This is a genomic window from Streptomyces sp. NPDC048002, from assembly GCF_040653275.1.
Lineage (GTDB): Bacteria > Actinomycetota > Actinomycetes > Streptomycetales > Streptomycetaceae > Streptomyces.
On sequence record NZ_JBEZNL010000017.1, the window covers coordinates 1 to 13,324 of the forward strand.

Sequence of the window (13,324 nt, forward strand, 5' to 3'; positions counted from 1 at the left end):
CGTGAACTCGGGCGTGGTCGGAGCCGGGGACGCCGGGGCGGGCCGCGGCGCGGGCTTCGGGCCCGGGGTGGGACGGGGGCCGGGAGCGGCCGGCGCGGCGGGAGCCGCGGGCTTCTCGGCGGCGGCCGGCTTGGGGGCCGGCGGGCGCGGGGCGGCCGGACGGGCAGCCTGCGCCGGAGAGGGTGCTGCCGGCTTCGCCGGGGCAGCCTTGCGGGCGGAGGCGGGCTTGCCGCCACCGCTTCCCTGCTGGAGGGCGTCCGTCAGCTTACGGACGACGGGCGCTTCGATGGTCGAAGACGCCGAACGGACGAATTCACCGAGTTCTTGGAGCTTGGCCATGACGACCTTGCTCTCAACCCCGAACTCCTTGGCGAGTTCGTATACCCGGACCTTAGCCACTTCGCTCCTTTTAGGTCCGGGTGCGTCCGGACCGTCGCTACTTCATGGGCGTACTCATCGCGTGCTCATCGAGTGCTCATCGCAATCTCGACCTACTTCCAACTCGCGGAATACCAGGGCCGCACGGGGTCCCGCGCGACGCTTCTTACGGTGTTGCCTGCTCGACGTAGAGGCGCAACGCCTTGGTGTCGAGCGGCCCCGGGGCGCGCAACGCCCGCGGGAACGCCCGACGGCGTACCGCCAGGTCGAGACAGACCAGGGCGGGGTGCACATAAGCACCCCGGCCGGGCAGCGTACCGCGATGATCGGGGACGCACTCGTCCTCGATCGCCACGATGCGCAGCAAGTCCTTCTTGGCCGCTCGCTCCCGGCACCCCACGCAGGTGCGCTCGGGGCATGCTGGGGCTTGCGTCCGGCCAGACACTCTTAAGTCTACCTCCCCGCACCGACCTCACCCCTTTGGGGCAAGAATCGAACGATTGTTGTCGTGATCTAAGCCACCGGGGCGGTGGATCTATTCCCCGGAGGGCTCGGTGTCGGGCCGGATGTCGATCCGCCAGCCGGTCAGACGGGCGGCGAGGCGGGCGTTCTGCCCTTCCTTGCCGATCGCCAGCGACAGCTGGTAGTCGGGGACCGTGACCCGGGCGGACCGGGCCGCCATGTCCACGACCTCCACCTTGGAGACGCGGGCCGGCGACAGCGCGTTCGCCACCATCTCGGCCGGGTCGTCCGACCAGTCGACGATGTCGATCTTCTCGCCGTTCAGCTCGCCCATCACGTTGCGCACCCGTCCGCCCATGGGGCCGATGCAGGCGCCCTTGGCGTTCAGACCCGAACGGGTGGACCGGACGGCGATCTTCGTACGGTGACCGGCCTCACGGGCGATGGCGGCGATCTCGACGGAACCGTCGGCGATCTCCGGCACCTCCAGCGCGAAGAGCTTCTTCACCAGGTTCGGGTGGGTGCGCGAGAGGGTGACGGACGGACCGCGCACCCCCTTGGCGACGCGCACCACGTACGAACGCAGCCGCATGCCGTGCGGGTAGGTCTCGCCGGGCACCTGCTCCTGCACCGGCAGGATGGCCTCCAGCTTGCCGATGTCCACGAGCACGTTCTTCGGGTCGCGGCCCTGCTGGACCACTCCGGTGACGATGTCGCCCTCGCGCCCGGCGTACTCGCCGAGCGTCGCGTCGTCCTCGGCGTCGCGCAGCCGCTGCAGGATGACCTGCTTGGCGGTGGTGGCGGCGATACGGCCGAAGCCGGACGGGGTGTCGTCGAACGCGCGGGGCTCCTGCCCCTCCTCGAGGTCCTCGGGGTCCTCCTTCGCCCACACGGTCACATGCCCGGTCTCCCGGTTGAGCTCCACGCGCGCGTGACGGCGGCTTCCCTCGGTGCGGTGGTAGGCGATGAGGAGGGCCGACTCGATCGCCTCGACCAGCAGATCGAAGGAGATCTCCTTCTCCCGCACCAAGCCCCGCAGGGCGCTCATGTCGATGTCCACGGCTACGCCTCCTCCTCTTCCTTCATGTCCTTCTCGTCCTGCTTGTCCTTGCGATTGAACTCGACCTGGACGCGGGCCTTGTCGATGTCACCGAAGCCGAGCCTGCGGGTGGTCGCCTTACGGCCCTTCACACCCGGGACTTCGAGTTCGACGCCCTCGTCGTCGACGGTCAGGATCCTGGCGACCAGGTCCCCGCCCTCGGCGAGCTGGAACCTCACCAGGCGGTCGACGGCACGCACGTAGTGCCGGTGCTCCTTGAGCTCGCGCTCCGCGCCGGGGGTACCCACTTCGAGGTCGTACGCGCCCTCGCCCATCACATTGGTCTCGTCGAGCTTCGCCGAGAGCGCGCGGCTCACATCGGCGATCCGGTCCAGGTCGGCACCGGTCTCGGAGTCGACGACGACGCGCAGCACCCGCTTGCGTCCGACGGAGTCCACGGCGATCTCTTCGAGATCCAGGCCCTGGGAGCTGACGAGCGGTTCCAGAAGTTCTCGGAGCCTCTCGCTCTGGGTGGTGCTCATCCGGGTGACTCCTCGGCCGCGTGTGCTGTTGTGGGATGGGTCGCGTGTCTGGTCAAAGGGTATCCGGTCCCAGGGTGTGTTGCCGTCCATCGGGTAGCCGACGGGTGCCGGTGAGTGGTCTTCGGCAGGTCCACGGGTACCGTGATCACGGGCGTGCCGCCCTCCCCCTCCGTACGAGCACCGAGGACGACTGCCGTGCCGTTTCCCCCGCTGTCGCGCAAGCCCTCGGGGCCGCGCAGAAGGAGCCTGCTCGTCTCGGCCGCCGGCGCCGCCCTGTTGACGGGCTGCTCCCCCGGTCCGGACGCCGACGGCGGCACGGGCGGCAGCCCGTCGGCCGCCGACCGGGCCCGCGCGCGTGCGGCCCGGGACAGCGCGGAACTGGCGGAACGTTACGACGCGGTGGCCGCGGCGCATCCCCCGCTGGCGGAGCGGCTCGCCCCGCTGCGCGCGGAGACGGTCCGGCACGCGGAGGCCTTCGGCGGCACCGCGGCCAGGACCGCCGCGCCCACTCCCACGGCCACTCCCACGGCATCCGCCTCGGCCTCTCCTTCCGCCGCGACGGCGACGGCCGGGGTGCCGGCCGACGAGAAGGGCGCGCTGGCACAACTCGCGGCGGCCGAACGGACTCTCGCCGACCGCAGGACCGAGGCACTGCTGCGGGTGCCCGGCGAACTGGCCCGGCTGCTCGCCTCGGTGGCGGCCGCCGGGGCCGCTCATGTCTATCTGCTGACGGAGGGCGACTCGTGAGCAAGGCGAAGGCCGCGGAACTGACGGCCCTCCAGGCGGCGCTGGCCGCCGAGCACGCGGCGGTGTACGGGTACGGCGTCGTCGGCGGCGCGATCCGCGAGGGCCGGCGCGACGAGGCGCGCGGCGGGTACGACGCCCATCGGGCGCGCCGGGACGCCCTGGTGCGCGAGGTGCTGGACCTGGGCGGGGAACCGGTGGCGGCGGAGGCCGGGTACGCGCTGCCGTTCGCGGTGCCGGACTCGGACGCGGCGGCCCGGCTGGCCGCCGAGGTGGAGGACCGGGTGGCCGGCGTCTACTCGGACGTGGTGCGCGCCACGACGGGCGAGCGGCGGCGCACGGCCGCCGGGGCGCTGCGCGAGGCGGCGGTGCGGGCGGTGCGCTGGCGCGGCGAGAGCGTAGCCTTCCCTGGGCTCGCCGAGCGGGCGGCCACCGGCTCGGCATCGGCGACGCCCACGGCGTGACGTGTACTGGAAGGAAACTCTCGCGTATGGCTTTCGAACCGCCGCGGCGTCTGGTCAGGGCGCTCGGTGAGACGGCACCGGACGCCGAAGGCTGGCTGGAGAAGCTGCCCGAGGCGGCTCAGCAGGCCGTGGCAGTACGCGAGTTGGCCGTGGAGCGGGTCCAGGTGCCGGGCGGGCGCAGCAGCCTCGTCGTCCTGGTCCGGCAGGCCGACGGTACGCCCGCCGTGCTGAAGCTGGCCCCCGCGCGGGCCCGTCCCGAGAGCGAACGGGCCGCGCTGGCGCGCTGGGACGGACTGGGCGCCGTACAGCTTCAGGAGCCGTTCGCCGGTGAGGGGGTGCTGCTGCTGGAGCGGCTGCATCCCGATGTGTCGGTGCGGTCGCTGCCGGAGGCCAAGGCTCTGCTGGAGGCGGCCGGGACCCTGCGCCGGCTGTGGGTGGAGCCGCCCGCTGACCATGTGTTCGAGACGGTGGCCGAGCGGACCGGACGGCAGGCCGAGGCGATGCGGGCGGCCGCGTCGGCGGACCCGGCGGTGACGGCACTGGTCGACGCGGCGCTCGCCGCCCGGACGGAGCTGCTGGCCGCGCCGCCCGAACACCGGCTGCTGCACGGCACGTTCCGGCAGAGCAAGGTGCTCGCCGGGGAGCGGGCGCCGTGGCTGGCGGTGGGACCGGACCCGGTGGTCGGCGAGTGCGCCTTCGACCTGGCCCGGCTGGTGCGCGACCGGGTGGAGGACCTGATCGCCTCCCCGTCGGGTGCGGCCACGACGCGGCGCCGGGTGAAGCGGCTCGCGGAGTCGCTGGAGGTCGACCAGGAACGGCTGCGGGGCTGGACCCTCTTCCGGGCCGTGGAGTCGGGGGTGCGGGCGCTGCGCGTGGGACGGCCGCAGGACGCCGAGCTGCTGCTGGAGTTCGCCGCCTGGCTGTAGGGGCGGTGCGGGTGCTCCGGTGACCACGCCCCCCTGCTGGGAGCTCGCAGGGGGGCGTGGTGGATCCGGTCGGCTTGCCTCCCGAGCCTGCCGACCGGAGTCTCGCGGGGTTCCGCCCGGTGCGCACGGGCGTCAGAGGTCCTCCCGGCGCGGGGGCCGGGTCGGTGCCCATCGGTCGGCCGGGGCCGTGTACAGCAGCCCCTCCATCGCCAGCAGCCGGGTGTGCCTGCGGAGATGGGCGGCCTGGTCGGGGCCCGGGTGACCGTCGGACGCTGCGGGTGCGGCGGGCAGGCCGTAGGGGATGTGGGGGAACAGCGCGAGGTCGGCCGGGTGCAGCCGCCAGGACAACTGCCGTCCTCCCGCCTCGATGCACAGCCGGTGTCCGCCGTCGGGGCCGCTCTCCGGCCCGGGGGTGAGCACGGCGCTCGCCGGGTGCAGCGCCGCGAGCCAGGCCAGCAGGTGGGCGCGTTCGTGCCGGACGCCGGTCAGCTCCCGTTCGAAGGAGTCGGCGTGTCCCTGCCAGCGGTCGCGTTCCCGGCGGACGTCGTCCAGGTCCCGGACGAGGCGGCCGCGCGGGCGGCCCGGACGCCGCAGGGCACGCAGCAGGAACGTCGCCGTTCGGCCCAGGAGACCCGGCGGCCCGGCGGACCGGGCGTCGGAGGGGGGCGGGGGCATGAGGTTCTCCGGTGACGGTGGACGGACGGGGCGGACGGGGCCGACGGGGCCGACGGCGGTCAGTTCGGGGCGCCGGCCGGGGCGGCGCGGTGCCGTGCGGGGCCGTCCCGGGAGCGGGCGGAGTCGGCCCGTTCACGGGTGGATCCGGTACGGCGGTAGCGGCCGGCGTCCCGGGCGTTGGCGGCCCGGCAGGCGTCGTCGACGGGTTCGCCCCGGCGCAGGTGGCGCTGGTAGGCCGCCCGGGTTCCGCAGGGGGCGGGCTGCGCGGGGACGACTCCGGTGCGGGCGGGACCTCCGGGCGGGGGCGGCTTCCGGCCGCTCGCCGGTTGACGGTCCGACGCCTCAGGGAGGTCCGGCGTCCGCAGTCGCTCCCCCGGCTGCTCCTCCGGCCGCTGCTGCCGGTCCGGTGCCTGCCGGTCCGGTGCCTGCCGGCGGTCGGCCATGCGGTCCAGGGCGTGGCGCTGCGGCCCGGTCAGACCGGCGACGACACCCTGGCGGCGGCACCGCGGCAGGCCCCGCTCCCGTTGCAGCACGGCGGCCCGGCACGCGTCGAGCACGGGACAGGCCGCGCAGATCGCCACGGCCGCGGACGAGGACCTCCGGGAGAACCAGAGGTCCGCGTCGCGCTGTCCGCAGGCCGCGCTGCGCTCCCACGCCCGCGATCCGCCGTCGCTCGGGAGGCCGGCGCGGCCCGGTGCGTCGAGGCTCATCCGACCGGTCCGGCCGGGGTGCGGAGCGGGGACGCGGGAGCCGGGCCCGACGGCGCGGGCGGCATCGGCACGACGCTCGCGGCGGCGGCCGGGTCACCGGCCCCCTCGTCCCGCCGCGCGCTCCGGACCGGCGCCAACGGCCCCAGATGGGCGACCACGTTGGCGAGGGAGCAGCGCTCGGGGCGGCTGTCCAGGGACATCAGCGGCATGCCGTCGTGCCGCCGCCAGCCCTGGAAGTACCAGACCTCGCCGTGCGCGTCGCGCTGCGGGAGGGTCAGGTCGTACATCACCCGGCCGAGCCGGTAGAGGCGCTCCCCGCCCTCGCCGTCGTCCTTGGCCGGCGCGGCTGCCCCGTGGGCCACCACCGTGACCCGTACGCCGTCGCGCTCCCCCTCGCCGATCACCAGGTGGGGGCGGGCGCTCTCCCCGACCGCGGTGATCCCGAAGTAGACCCGCCAGTGGGCCCAGGGCGCGGGGCCGTCCACCCGGAGCACGACCCGCACCCGGTCGCCGTCGACACGGACGTCGGAGGGGCCCGCGTGGCCGGCCAGATGGCTCTCGATGGCGTCCGCGACGGCGCGTGCCCGGGTGCAGGAGGCGTCCCAGGCCAGTGCCCTGCGCTCCAGGTCGGTGAGGGCCCGCGGCCCCCGGGACCAGCCGCCGTCCGGTGTGCGGCGCAGTACCGCGGCTAACGAGCGCTGGGGGTCGACCAGCAGATGGGCCGAGTCGAGCGCGGAGGCCACGGCGGCCGCCTGTTCCGGCCGTACGGCGTCGAGGACCGCGCTGATCACGCCGACGGCCCGGGGAAGGTTGCTGTTCACGCCGACACCGCCCCGCTCGGCCGGCGCAGTTTCTGCAGCGCCCGGTAGGTCAGGGTCTTGACCGCGCCGACGCTGCGGCCCATCGCCAGGGCCGTCTCCTGCGGGGTCAGTTCGTTGAGGTAGCGCAGTTCGACGCAGTGCCGTTCGCGGGCGTTGAGGGCGTGCAGGGCGGCGCGGACCGTCTCGTGCGCCTCGATCGCCTCCAGTTCGCGCGGGGCGAGCGGTTCGGTGGCGCGGGCCGCCTCCCGGATGTCGTCGAACTGGGCGACCGGGGTCTCCAGCCGGACCCGGCCGCGGCCGAGTTCGTCGAGCCAGAGGTTCTTGGCGATGGTCTTCAGCCAGGCCGTGAAGGCGGTGCCCTGCCAGGTGAAGTCCTCGATGCGGCGCAGGGCGCGGATGAACGCCTCCTGGGTCAGGTCCTCCGCGAGATGTCTGTTGCGGGTGCGTACCAGCAGGAAGGTGTACACGGCGCGGTAGTGCTCGTAGTACAGCGCGGCGAACGCCTCCCGGTCGCCCGTGCGGGCCCGGGCGACCAGCTCCGGTTCCGGACCGGGAGGGGCGGCGGTGACGTTGTCCGGTTGGGACACGATCGGTTCTCCTGTTCGGTGTTCGGGTTGCGGGGAGGTGTGGTGCGTGGGCGTGGAAGGGCGACTTCACGCCATATCTTCAATATTCATGTAGATGTAGATTCCTGAGGTGAAGCGAGGCCACGGCCTGCACGTCGGCGGGGCCGCGGTTCACGTCCGGGGATATCTACAGTCTTCACGTAGATGTATATCGTGTCAAGATGCGTGCACAGAGTGAAAGTTGGGGAGATTGCGAGGAGGATGGGGGCGCGTGGGGGCATTCCCTTCACCGGAACACCCCCTGCACGCCAAACCGCCCGGAAGCAATCTGCGATCTACTTGCACTTGTAGATATGCATGGCCGATCCTCTGAGGCGTGACGAACGAGCAGAGCCGCCCAGGGGACGCAGAGCCCGGCCAGGACGCCCCACCGCACCGAGGCGAGGATCTGGCCGCTCTCCTCGAACGTCTCCTCGCCGAGGCGACGGACAGGACCCAGAAGGATCTGGCCGCCGAGGCCGGCATCTCCTACCCGACCCTCAACGCCTGGATGAACCGCACCCGCGGCACCTCGCGCATCGACCCCGAGAAGCTGCGGGCGATGGTCGAGGTGTTCCGGCGCTGGGGCGTGCGGACGACGCCGAGGGAGTTCTTCGAGGCCGTCGGCCGTCCCATACCCGGACCCAGCGGGGACGAACGCGAGGCGCGGCTGCTGAAGCTGTACCGGCAGTTGCCGGAGTCACGCCAGCGCGCATTGCTGAAGGATGCCGAGGCAATGCTTCAGGTCAGTCGCATCGTCTGAGATCAGCGCCGTCCGACCGCCCTGGGGGTCCGCAGCACCGTCCGCCGTCGCATGTGACGCAGGGGACTCGTGTGACTACGGAATATGACGAAAGTGCTCCCGAACCCCACAGTCATCGGTACCATCGGGCTGCCGCTGACCTCCCGGAGCGGACCGCTCATGCCGTAGAGCATCCCTGGGGAGACAGCTGTGTGCGTCCACATCGCCGTGACCGAAGGCCTCACGAGCATCGCGCTCTGGGACCCTGACGAAGTCAGCATCCGTGTCGCCCGGGGAGCGTCGGCGGGCGAGGCCCTCAGAGAAGTGGCCGACATCCTCATGATCGACCTGGGGGCACCCGCCTCCCGCGGCGGTCCGCTGCGCTGCTTCTGCGGGATGCGCGTGGACCTGCCGCACGAACTCCTCCCCTGTGTCCACGGGGCGGAGGCCGGCTGACCGGGCGCCGCCGGGGCGGAGGACGCGAAGGCGCCGGGCCCCCGGCGGCGGGGACCCGGCGCGCACCCGAAAGGGTCAGGCGCTCAGGCGGGCGACGGCCTCCTCGACCGTCAGCTCCTCGCGCTCACCGGTACGGCGGTCCTTGAGTTCGACGACACCCTCGGCCGCACGGCGCCCTGCCACCAGGATGTGCGGCACACCGATCAGCTCGGAGTCCGTGAACTTCACGCCCGGGGAGACCCCGGCCCGGTCGTCGCACAGGACCCGCAGGCCCTTCGCCGCCAGCTGCGCGGAGACGTCCAGGGCGAGTTCGGTCTGCAGCGCCTTGCCGGCGGCCACCACGTGCACATCGGCCGGGGCGACCTCGGCGGGCCAGCACAGGCCCTTGTCGTCGGCGGTCTGCTCGGCCAGCGCGGCGACCGCGCGGGAGACGCCGATGCCGTACGAGCCCATCGTCACGCGGACCGGCTTGCCGTTCTGGCCGAGGACGTCGAGCTTGAGGGCGTCGGCGTACTTGCGGCCGAGCTGGAAGATGTGGCCGATCTCGATGGCGCGGTCCAGCTTCAGGCCGGTGCCGCACTTCGGGCACGGGTCGCCCTCCTGGACGACCACGACGTCGACGTACTCGTCGACCGTGAAGTCACGGCCCGCGACCACGTTCTTCGCGTGCGTGCCCGCCTTGTTGGCGCCCGTGATCCAGGCGGTGCCCGGGGCCACCCGCGGGTCGGCGAGGTAGGTGACCTTCTCGCCCAGGCCCTGCGGACCGACGTAACCGCGCACCAGGTCCGGGCGGCTCGCGAAGTCGTCCTCGGTCACCATCTCCACGGCCGCCGGGGCGAAGTGCGCCTCGACCTTGCCCAGGTCGACCTCGCGGTCCCCGGGGACCCCGACGGCGACGATCTCCCCGTCGACCTTCACCAGCAGGTTCTTCAGCGTGGCCGAGGCCGGGACGCCGAGGTGGGCGGCGAGGGTCTCGATGGTCGGGGTGTCGGGGGTGGGGATCTCCTCCAGCGCGGCCACGCCCTCGGCGTCCACCGGCTTCAGCTCGTAGGTGATCGCCTCGGTGTTCGCCGCGAAGTCGCAGCTCGGGCAGTCCGCGAAGGTGTCCTCGCCGGCCTCGGCCGGGGCGAGGAACTCCTCGGACTTCGAGCCGCCCATGGCGCCCGCGGTGGCGGCGCAGATGCGGTAGTCGAGGCCGAGGCGCTCGAAGACCCGCTGGTACGCCTGGCGGTGCAGGGCGTAGGAGTGGGCGAGGCCCTCGTCCTCGGTGTCGAAGGAGTAGGAGTCCTTCATCAGGAACTCGCGGCCGCGCAGGATGCCGGCCCGCGGACGGGCCTCGTCGCGGTACTTGTGCTGGATCTGGTAGAGGATGACCGGCAGGTCCTTGTAGGAGGACGCCTGGTCCTTCACCAGCAGGGTGAAGATCTCCTCGTGGGTCGGGCCGAGCAGGTAGTCGCCGCCCTTGCGGTCCTTGAGCCGGAACAGCTCCTGGCCGTACTCGTCCCAGCGGCCGGTGGCGTCGTACGGCTCGCGCGGCAGCAGCGCGGGCAGCAGCACCTCCTGGGCGCCGATGGCGTCCATCTCCTCGCGCACGATGCGCTCGACGTTGGCCAGGACCCGCTTGCCGAGGGGCAGCCAGGACCAGATGCCGGCCGCGGTGCGGCGGACGTATCCGGCCCGGACGAGGAGCTTGTGGCTGAGGACCTCGGCGTCCGCCGGGTCATCGCGCAGCGTCTTCGCCATCAACTGGGACATGCGCTGGACCGGTGCGTTCGCCATGGGTGTCGTACTCCTGCTGCGTGAAGGTGATGGCAGGAGGTTAGCCGGGCGGTGCGGGGCGGCGGAAATCGGTTAGGGCCTGTTCCGGGTTTCCCGTCTGCCCTTCGGGCGGACGACGGGAAACCCGGAACAGGCCCTAGCGGCGGAGCAGCGGCAGGGGGGCGCCCATCACGGCGTACGGCTTGGGGGCGCTGGGGAAGAGGACCTGGCGGGCGAGGTCCTCGTAACCCAGGGAGCGGTACAGGCCGCGGGCCGGGCTCTCGGTGTCGATCGCGGAGAGGATCGAGCGGGGCTCGGCGGCTCCGTCGGTGATCGCGGTGATCAGGGAGCGGCCGGCGCCGCGGTTCTGGTGGTCCGGGTGGACGTGCAGCTCGGTGATGACGAAGGAGTCGTCGAGCCAGTGGTCGTTGTCCCGGGCCCGCAGGTACGGCTCCACGACCGTGGACCACCAGTGGGTGCGGTCGTTGGGCATCCCGTAGACGAACCCGACGAGCCGTCCCCGCGCGGTGGCGCCCAGGGCTCGCGCGCCGGGGTAGGTCATGTGGCGCAGCACGATCTGACGGCGTACGGCGACCTCGTCCGGGCCCAGCCCGAAGGCGACCGCCTGGACGGCGAGGGCCTCGTCCACGTGGGCTGACAGGTCCAGGGGGCCGATGACGAGGTCCATGCGGGGAGGGTACAGGGGCCCCGTCGGCGGCGTTTTCAGAACAGCACGCTCATGAAAGCGCCCACCTCTTCGAACCCCACCCGGGTGTAGGTCCTGCGGGCCGCGGTGTTGAAGTCGTTGACGTAGAGGCTCACCACCGGGGCCACGTCGGCCAGCGCGTACCGCAGGACGGCCGCCATGGCGGGGGCCGCCAGGCCCTGGCCGCGGTACTCGGGGGCCACCCAGACGCCCTGGATCTGGCAGGCGCGTTCGGTCGCGGCACCGATCTCCGCCTTGAAGACCACCCGGCCGTGGTCGTCGAGCCGGGCGAACGAGCGGCCCGAACCGACGAGTTCGGCGACCCTCGCCTGGTAGAGGAGTCCGCCGTCCCCGGCCATCGGGGAGACGCCCACCTCCTCGGTGAACATCGCCACGCACGCCGGCATGATCGTGTCCATCTCGTCCTTGCGGATCCGGCGGACGCCCGGGTCGGGCGCGATGGTCCCCGGCATCCGGTCGGTGACCATCAGCGGCTGGTGGGACCGGACGTCCCGGGCGGGGCCCCAGCTGGGTTCCAGCAGGCGCCAGAGCTGTGCGGTGGGCTCGGCCGGGCCGACGATCGAGGAGCAGCGGCGGCCCGCCCGGCGGGCGCGGTCGGCGAAGGCGCGGACGGCGCGCGGCCCGGCGCAGATGGGGACCAGGTTGGCCCCGGCGTAGCACAGGGACGCCAGCATGCCGCCCTCGTACCAGCCCCACATCTCGCCGCCGAGGCGCCACGGGTCGAGGCCGGCCACCTGGACGCGGGAGGTCACGAAGGCGTTCACGACCGGCTCGCGGTCCAGAACGGCGAGCGCTGCGTCCAGGTCGCTCGGTTCGAGGACCCGGGATGTGGTCTGGGTCAACAACGGCGGGGCCTCACACTAAGACTGCTGATCTCCGCACTGTACCTGGCGCGGATGTGGAGTGCCGCCCCCGCTGCGGGGCCGCCCCGGGGCCCGGCGCCCGGCGGCGCCGGCCGGGCGGCCCGTCGGCCGCGAGCGGGTCAGCCGGCGACCGACACCGACGGCTCGCCCGAGGTCACGCCGTCCGCCTCCATCTGCTCGGCCAGCTTCATGGCCTCCTCGATGAGGGTTTCGACGATCTTGGACTCCGGGACCGTCTTGATGACCTCGCCCTTGACGAAGATCTGGCCCTTGCCGTTGCCGGAGGCGACGCCGAGGTCGGCCTCGCGGGCCTCGCCGGGGCCGTTCACGACGCAGCCCATGACGGCGACGCGGAGCGGGACCTCCATGCCGGTCAGGCCCGCGGTGACCTCTTCGGCCAGCTTGTAGACGTCCACCTGGGCGCGGCCGCAGGAGGGGCAGGAGACGATTTCGAGGCCGCGCTGCTTGAGGTTGAGGGACTCCAGGATCTGGATGCCGACCTTGACCTCCTCGGCGGGCGGCGCCGAGAGCGAGACGCGGATGGTGTCGCCGATGCCCTGGGAGAGCAGGGCGCCGAAGGCGACCGCCGACTTGATGGTCCCCTGGAAGGCCGGGCCGGCCTCCGTGACACCGAGGTGGAGGGGGTAGTCGCACTGGGCGGCGAGCTGCTTGTACGCCTCGATCATGACGACCGGGTCGTTGTGCTTGACCGAGATCTTGATGTCCCGGAAGTCGTGCTCCTCGAAGAGGGACGCCTCCCACAGGGCCGACTCGACGAGCGCCTCGGGGGTGGCCTTGCCGTACTTCTGGAGCAGGCGCCGGTCCAGGGAGCCGGCGTTCACGCCGATGCGGATCGGGGTGCCGTGCTCCTTGGCCGCCCGCGCGATCTCCTTGACCTTGTCGTCGAACTGCTTGATGTTGCCGGGGTTCACGCGGACCGCGGCGCAGCCGGCCTCGATGGCCGCGAAGACGTACTTCGGCTGGAAGTGGATGTCGGCGATCACCGGGATCTGCGACTTGCGGGCGATGGTGGACAGCGCGTCGGCGTCGTCCTGGGTGGGGCAGGCCACGCGCACGATCTGGCAGCCGGAGGCGGTCAGCTCGGCGATCTGCTGGAGCGTCGCCCCGATGTCGGAGGTGCGGGTCGTGGTCATCGACTGGACCGAGACCGGCGCGTCCCCGCCGACCGCCACGGACCCGACCTGGATCTGCCGGCTCTTGCGGCGCTCGGCAACCCTGGTCGGAACGGACGGCATGCCGAGAGAAATCGCAGTCATCTGCTGTGCAACCCCAAGTCGTGGATCAAGCTCCGGTCCCGTCAGCGGCGGGCCCCAGGCTTCGAGATTACGGCACCGGCGTCGGTCCCAGCACTCCCCCACCTCGAAGCCCACCCGGCGGGGGGACGCCCGCAC

17 protein-coding genes are annotated in these 13,324 nt (G+C 72.7%); 5 read left to right on the top strand and 12 right to left on the bottom strand.

The genetic code is table 11. The annotated features are described in order from the left end of the window. The 4 genes from AB0E07_RS21290 to rimP form a co-directional block, all read right to left on the bottom strand. The coding region (locus tag AB0E07_RS21290) for a translation initiation factor IF-2 N-terminal domain-containing protein (RefSeq protein ID WP_362254195.1) at positions 1-399 on the bottom strand (399 nt) is incomplete at its 3' end. 145 nt (positions 400-544) lie between these two features. Then, entirely contained in the window at positions 545-823 is a 279-nt protein-coding gene (locus tag AB0E07_RS21295; protein WP_315887572.1) for a YlxR family protein, read from the bottom strand. 90 nt (positions 824-913) lie between these two features. Next, positions 914-1,900 (bottom strand): transcription termination factor NusA, encoded by a 987-nt coding sequence (nusA, locus tag AB0E07_RS21300; protein ID WP_362254199.1) that lies wholly within the window; start codon positions 1,898-1,900, stop codon positions 914-916. Positions 1,901-1,902: 2 nt separating this feature from the next. Beyond that, positions 1,903-2,421: a ribosome maturation factor RimP gene (gene rimP / locus AB0E07_RS21305; protein ID WP_362254202.1), complete on the bottom strand. Its 519-nt coding sequence runs from the start codon at positions 2,419-2,421 to the stop codon at positions 1,903-1,905. Between the two features lie 195 nt (positions 2,422-2,616). On the opposite strand from rimP, the gene AB0E07_RS21310 reads away from it, so the two are divergent. The 3 genes from AB0E07_RS21310 to AB0E07_RS21320 are packed head-to-tail and all read left to right on the top strand — an operon-like array spanning position 2,617 to position 4,555. Beyond that, positions 2,617-3,168, top strand: coding sequence for a hypothetical protein (locus tag AB0E07_RS21310; RefSeq protein ID WP_362254205.1), 552 nt, complete (start codon positions 2,617-2,619; stop codon positions 3,166-3,168). Further along, positions 3,165-3,629 carry a ferritin-like domain-containing protein gene (locus AB0E07_RS21315; protein ID WP_362254208.1) on the top strand — a complete coding sequence of 155 codons (465 nt, stop codon included), beginning with the start codon at positions 3,165-3,167 and terminating at the stop codon, positions 3,627-3,629. Before AB0E07_RS21310 ends, AB0E07_RS21315 begins: the two co-directional genes overlap by 4 nt. A 26-nt stretch (positions 3,630-3,655) precedes the next feature. Then, positions 3,656-4,555, top strand: a complete 900-nt coding sequence (locus AB0E07_RS21320) for an aminoglycoside phosphotransferase family protein (protein WP_362254211.1) — start codon at positions 3,656-3,658, stop codon at positions 4,553-4,555. Between the two features lie 132 nt (positions 4,556-4,687). On the opposite strand, the gene AB0E07_RS21325 is transcribed toward AB0E07_RS21320, so the two are convergent. From AB0E07_RS21325 to AB0E07_RS21340, 4 genes are read right to left on the bottom strand one after another with little or no spacing between them, the layout of a single operon-like run. Next, complete coding sequence (locus AB0E07_RS21325) at positions 4,688-5,230, bottom strand: hypothetical protein (RefSeq protein ID WP_362254215.1); 543 nt, start codon at positions 5,228-5,230, stop codon at positions 4,688-4,690. Between the two features lie 59 nt (positions 5,231-5,289). After that, positions 5,290-5,940, bottom strand: a complete 651-nt coding sequence (locus tag AB0E07_RS21330) for a WhiB family transcriptional regulator (protein ID WP_362254218.1) — start codon at positions 5,938-5,940, stop codon at positions 5,290-5,292. After that, entirely contained in the window at positions 5,937-6,761 is an 825-nt protein-coding gene (locus AB0E07_RS21335) for a BN159_2729 family protein (protein ID WP_362254221.1), read from the bottom strand. Before AB0E07_RS21335 ends, AB0E07_RS21330 begins: the two co-directional genes overlap by 4 nt. Then, entirely contained in the window at positions 6,758-7,348 is a 591-nt protein-coding gene (locus AB0E07_RS21340) for a sigma-70 family RNA polymerase sigma factor (protein WP_362254223.1), read from the bottom strand. The genes AB0E07_RS21335 and AB0E07_RS21340 overlap by 4 nt, the downstream gene beginning before the upstream one ends. A gap of 355 nt (positions 7,349-7,703) precedes the next feature. Here AB0E07_RS21340 and AB0E07_RS21345 point away from each other — a divergent pair, with 355 nt between their 5' ends. Beyond that, on the top strand, positions 7,704-8,129 hold the full coding sequence (locus AB0E07_RS21345) for a helix-turn-helix domain-containing protein (RefSeq protein ID WP_362254225.1): 426 nt from the start codon (positions 7,704-7,706) through the stop codon (positions 8,127-8,129). A gap of 207 nt (positions 8,130-8,336) precedes the next feature. After that, the gene (locus AB0E07_RS21350) at positions 8,337-8,564 is read left to right on the top strand and encodes a hypothetical protein (protein ID WP_362254228.1); all 228 of its coding nucleotides are present in this window, start codon (positions 8,337-8,339) and stop codon (positions 8,562-8,564) included. A gap of 75 nt (positions 8,565-8,639) precedes the next feature. Here AB0E07_RS21350 and AB0E07_RS21355 read toward each other — a convergent pair whose 3' ends face one another. The 4 genes from AB0E07_RS21355 to ispG all read right to left on the bottom strand — a co-directional run bounded on the left by AB0E07_RS21355 (position 8,640) and on the right by ispG (position 13,189). Further along, positions 8,640-10,343, bottom strand: a complete 1,704-nt coding sequence (locus AB0E07_RS21355; protein ID WP_362254231.1) for a proline--tRNA ligase — start codon at positions 10,341-10,343, stop codon at positions 8,640-8,642. A 136-nt stretch (positions 10,344-10,479) separates the two neighbouring features. Then, a complete protein-coding gene (locus AB0E07_RS21360; RefSeq protein ID WP_362254235.1) occupies positions 10,480-11,010 on the bottom strand; it encodes a GNAT family N-acetyltransferase in 531 nt (176 codons plus the stop codon). 35 nt (positions 11,011-11,045) lie between these two features. Continuing rightward, positions 11,046-11,894: a GNAT family N-acetyltransferase gene (locus AB0E07_RS21365; RefSeq protein ID WP_362254237.1), complete on the bottom strand. Its 849-nt coding sequence runs from the start codon at positions 11,892-11,894 to the stop codon at positions 11,046-11,048. A gap of 137 nt (positions 11,895-12,031) precedes the next feature. After that, on the bottom strand, positions 12,032-13,189 hold the full coding sequence (gene ispG, locus AB0E07_RS21370; RefSeq protein ID WP_362254239.1) for a flavodoxin-dependent (E)-4-hydroxy-3-methylbut-2-enyl-diphosphate synthase: 1,158 nt from the start codon (positions 13,187-13,189) through the stop codon (positions 12,032-12,034). Between the last annotated feature and the right edge of the window lie 135 nt (positions 13,190-13,324).

Bases quoted from the DNA above. Each gene is read 5' to 3' on its own strand.
- AB0E07_RS21325 (WP_362254215.1), bottom strand. From the start codon at position 5,230: ATGCCCCCGCCCCCCTCCGACGCCCGGTCCGCCGGGCCGCCGGGTCTC.
- AB0E07_RS21330 (WP_362254218.1), bottom strand. From the start codon at position 5,940: ATGAGCCTCGACGCACCGGGCCGCGCCGGCCTCCCGAGCGACGGCGGA.
- AB0E07_RS21355 (WP_362254231.1), bottom strand. From the start codon at position 10,343: ATGGCGAACGCACCGGTCCAGCGCATGTCCCAGTTGATGGCGAAGACG.
- AB0E07_RS21320 (WP_362254211.1), top strand. From the start codon at position 3,656: ATGGCTTTCGAACCGCCGCGGCGTCTGGTCAGGGCGCTCGGTGAGACG.
- rimP (WP_362254202.1), bottom strand. From the start codon at position 2,421: ATGAGCACCACCCAGAGCGAGAGGCTCCGAGAACTTCTGGAACCGCTC.
- ispG (WP_362254239.1), bottom strand. From the start codon at position 13,189: ATGACTGCGATTTCTCTCGGCATGCCGTCCGTTCCGACCAGGGTTGCC.
- AB0E07_RS21360 (WP_362254235.1), bottom strand. From the start codon at position 11,010: ATGGACCTCGTCATCGGCCCCCTGGACCTGTCAGCCCACGTGGACGAG.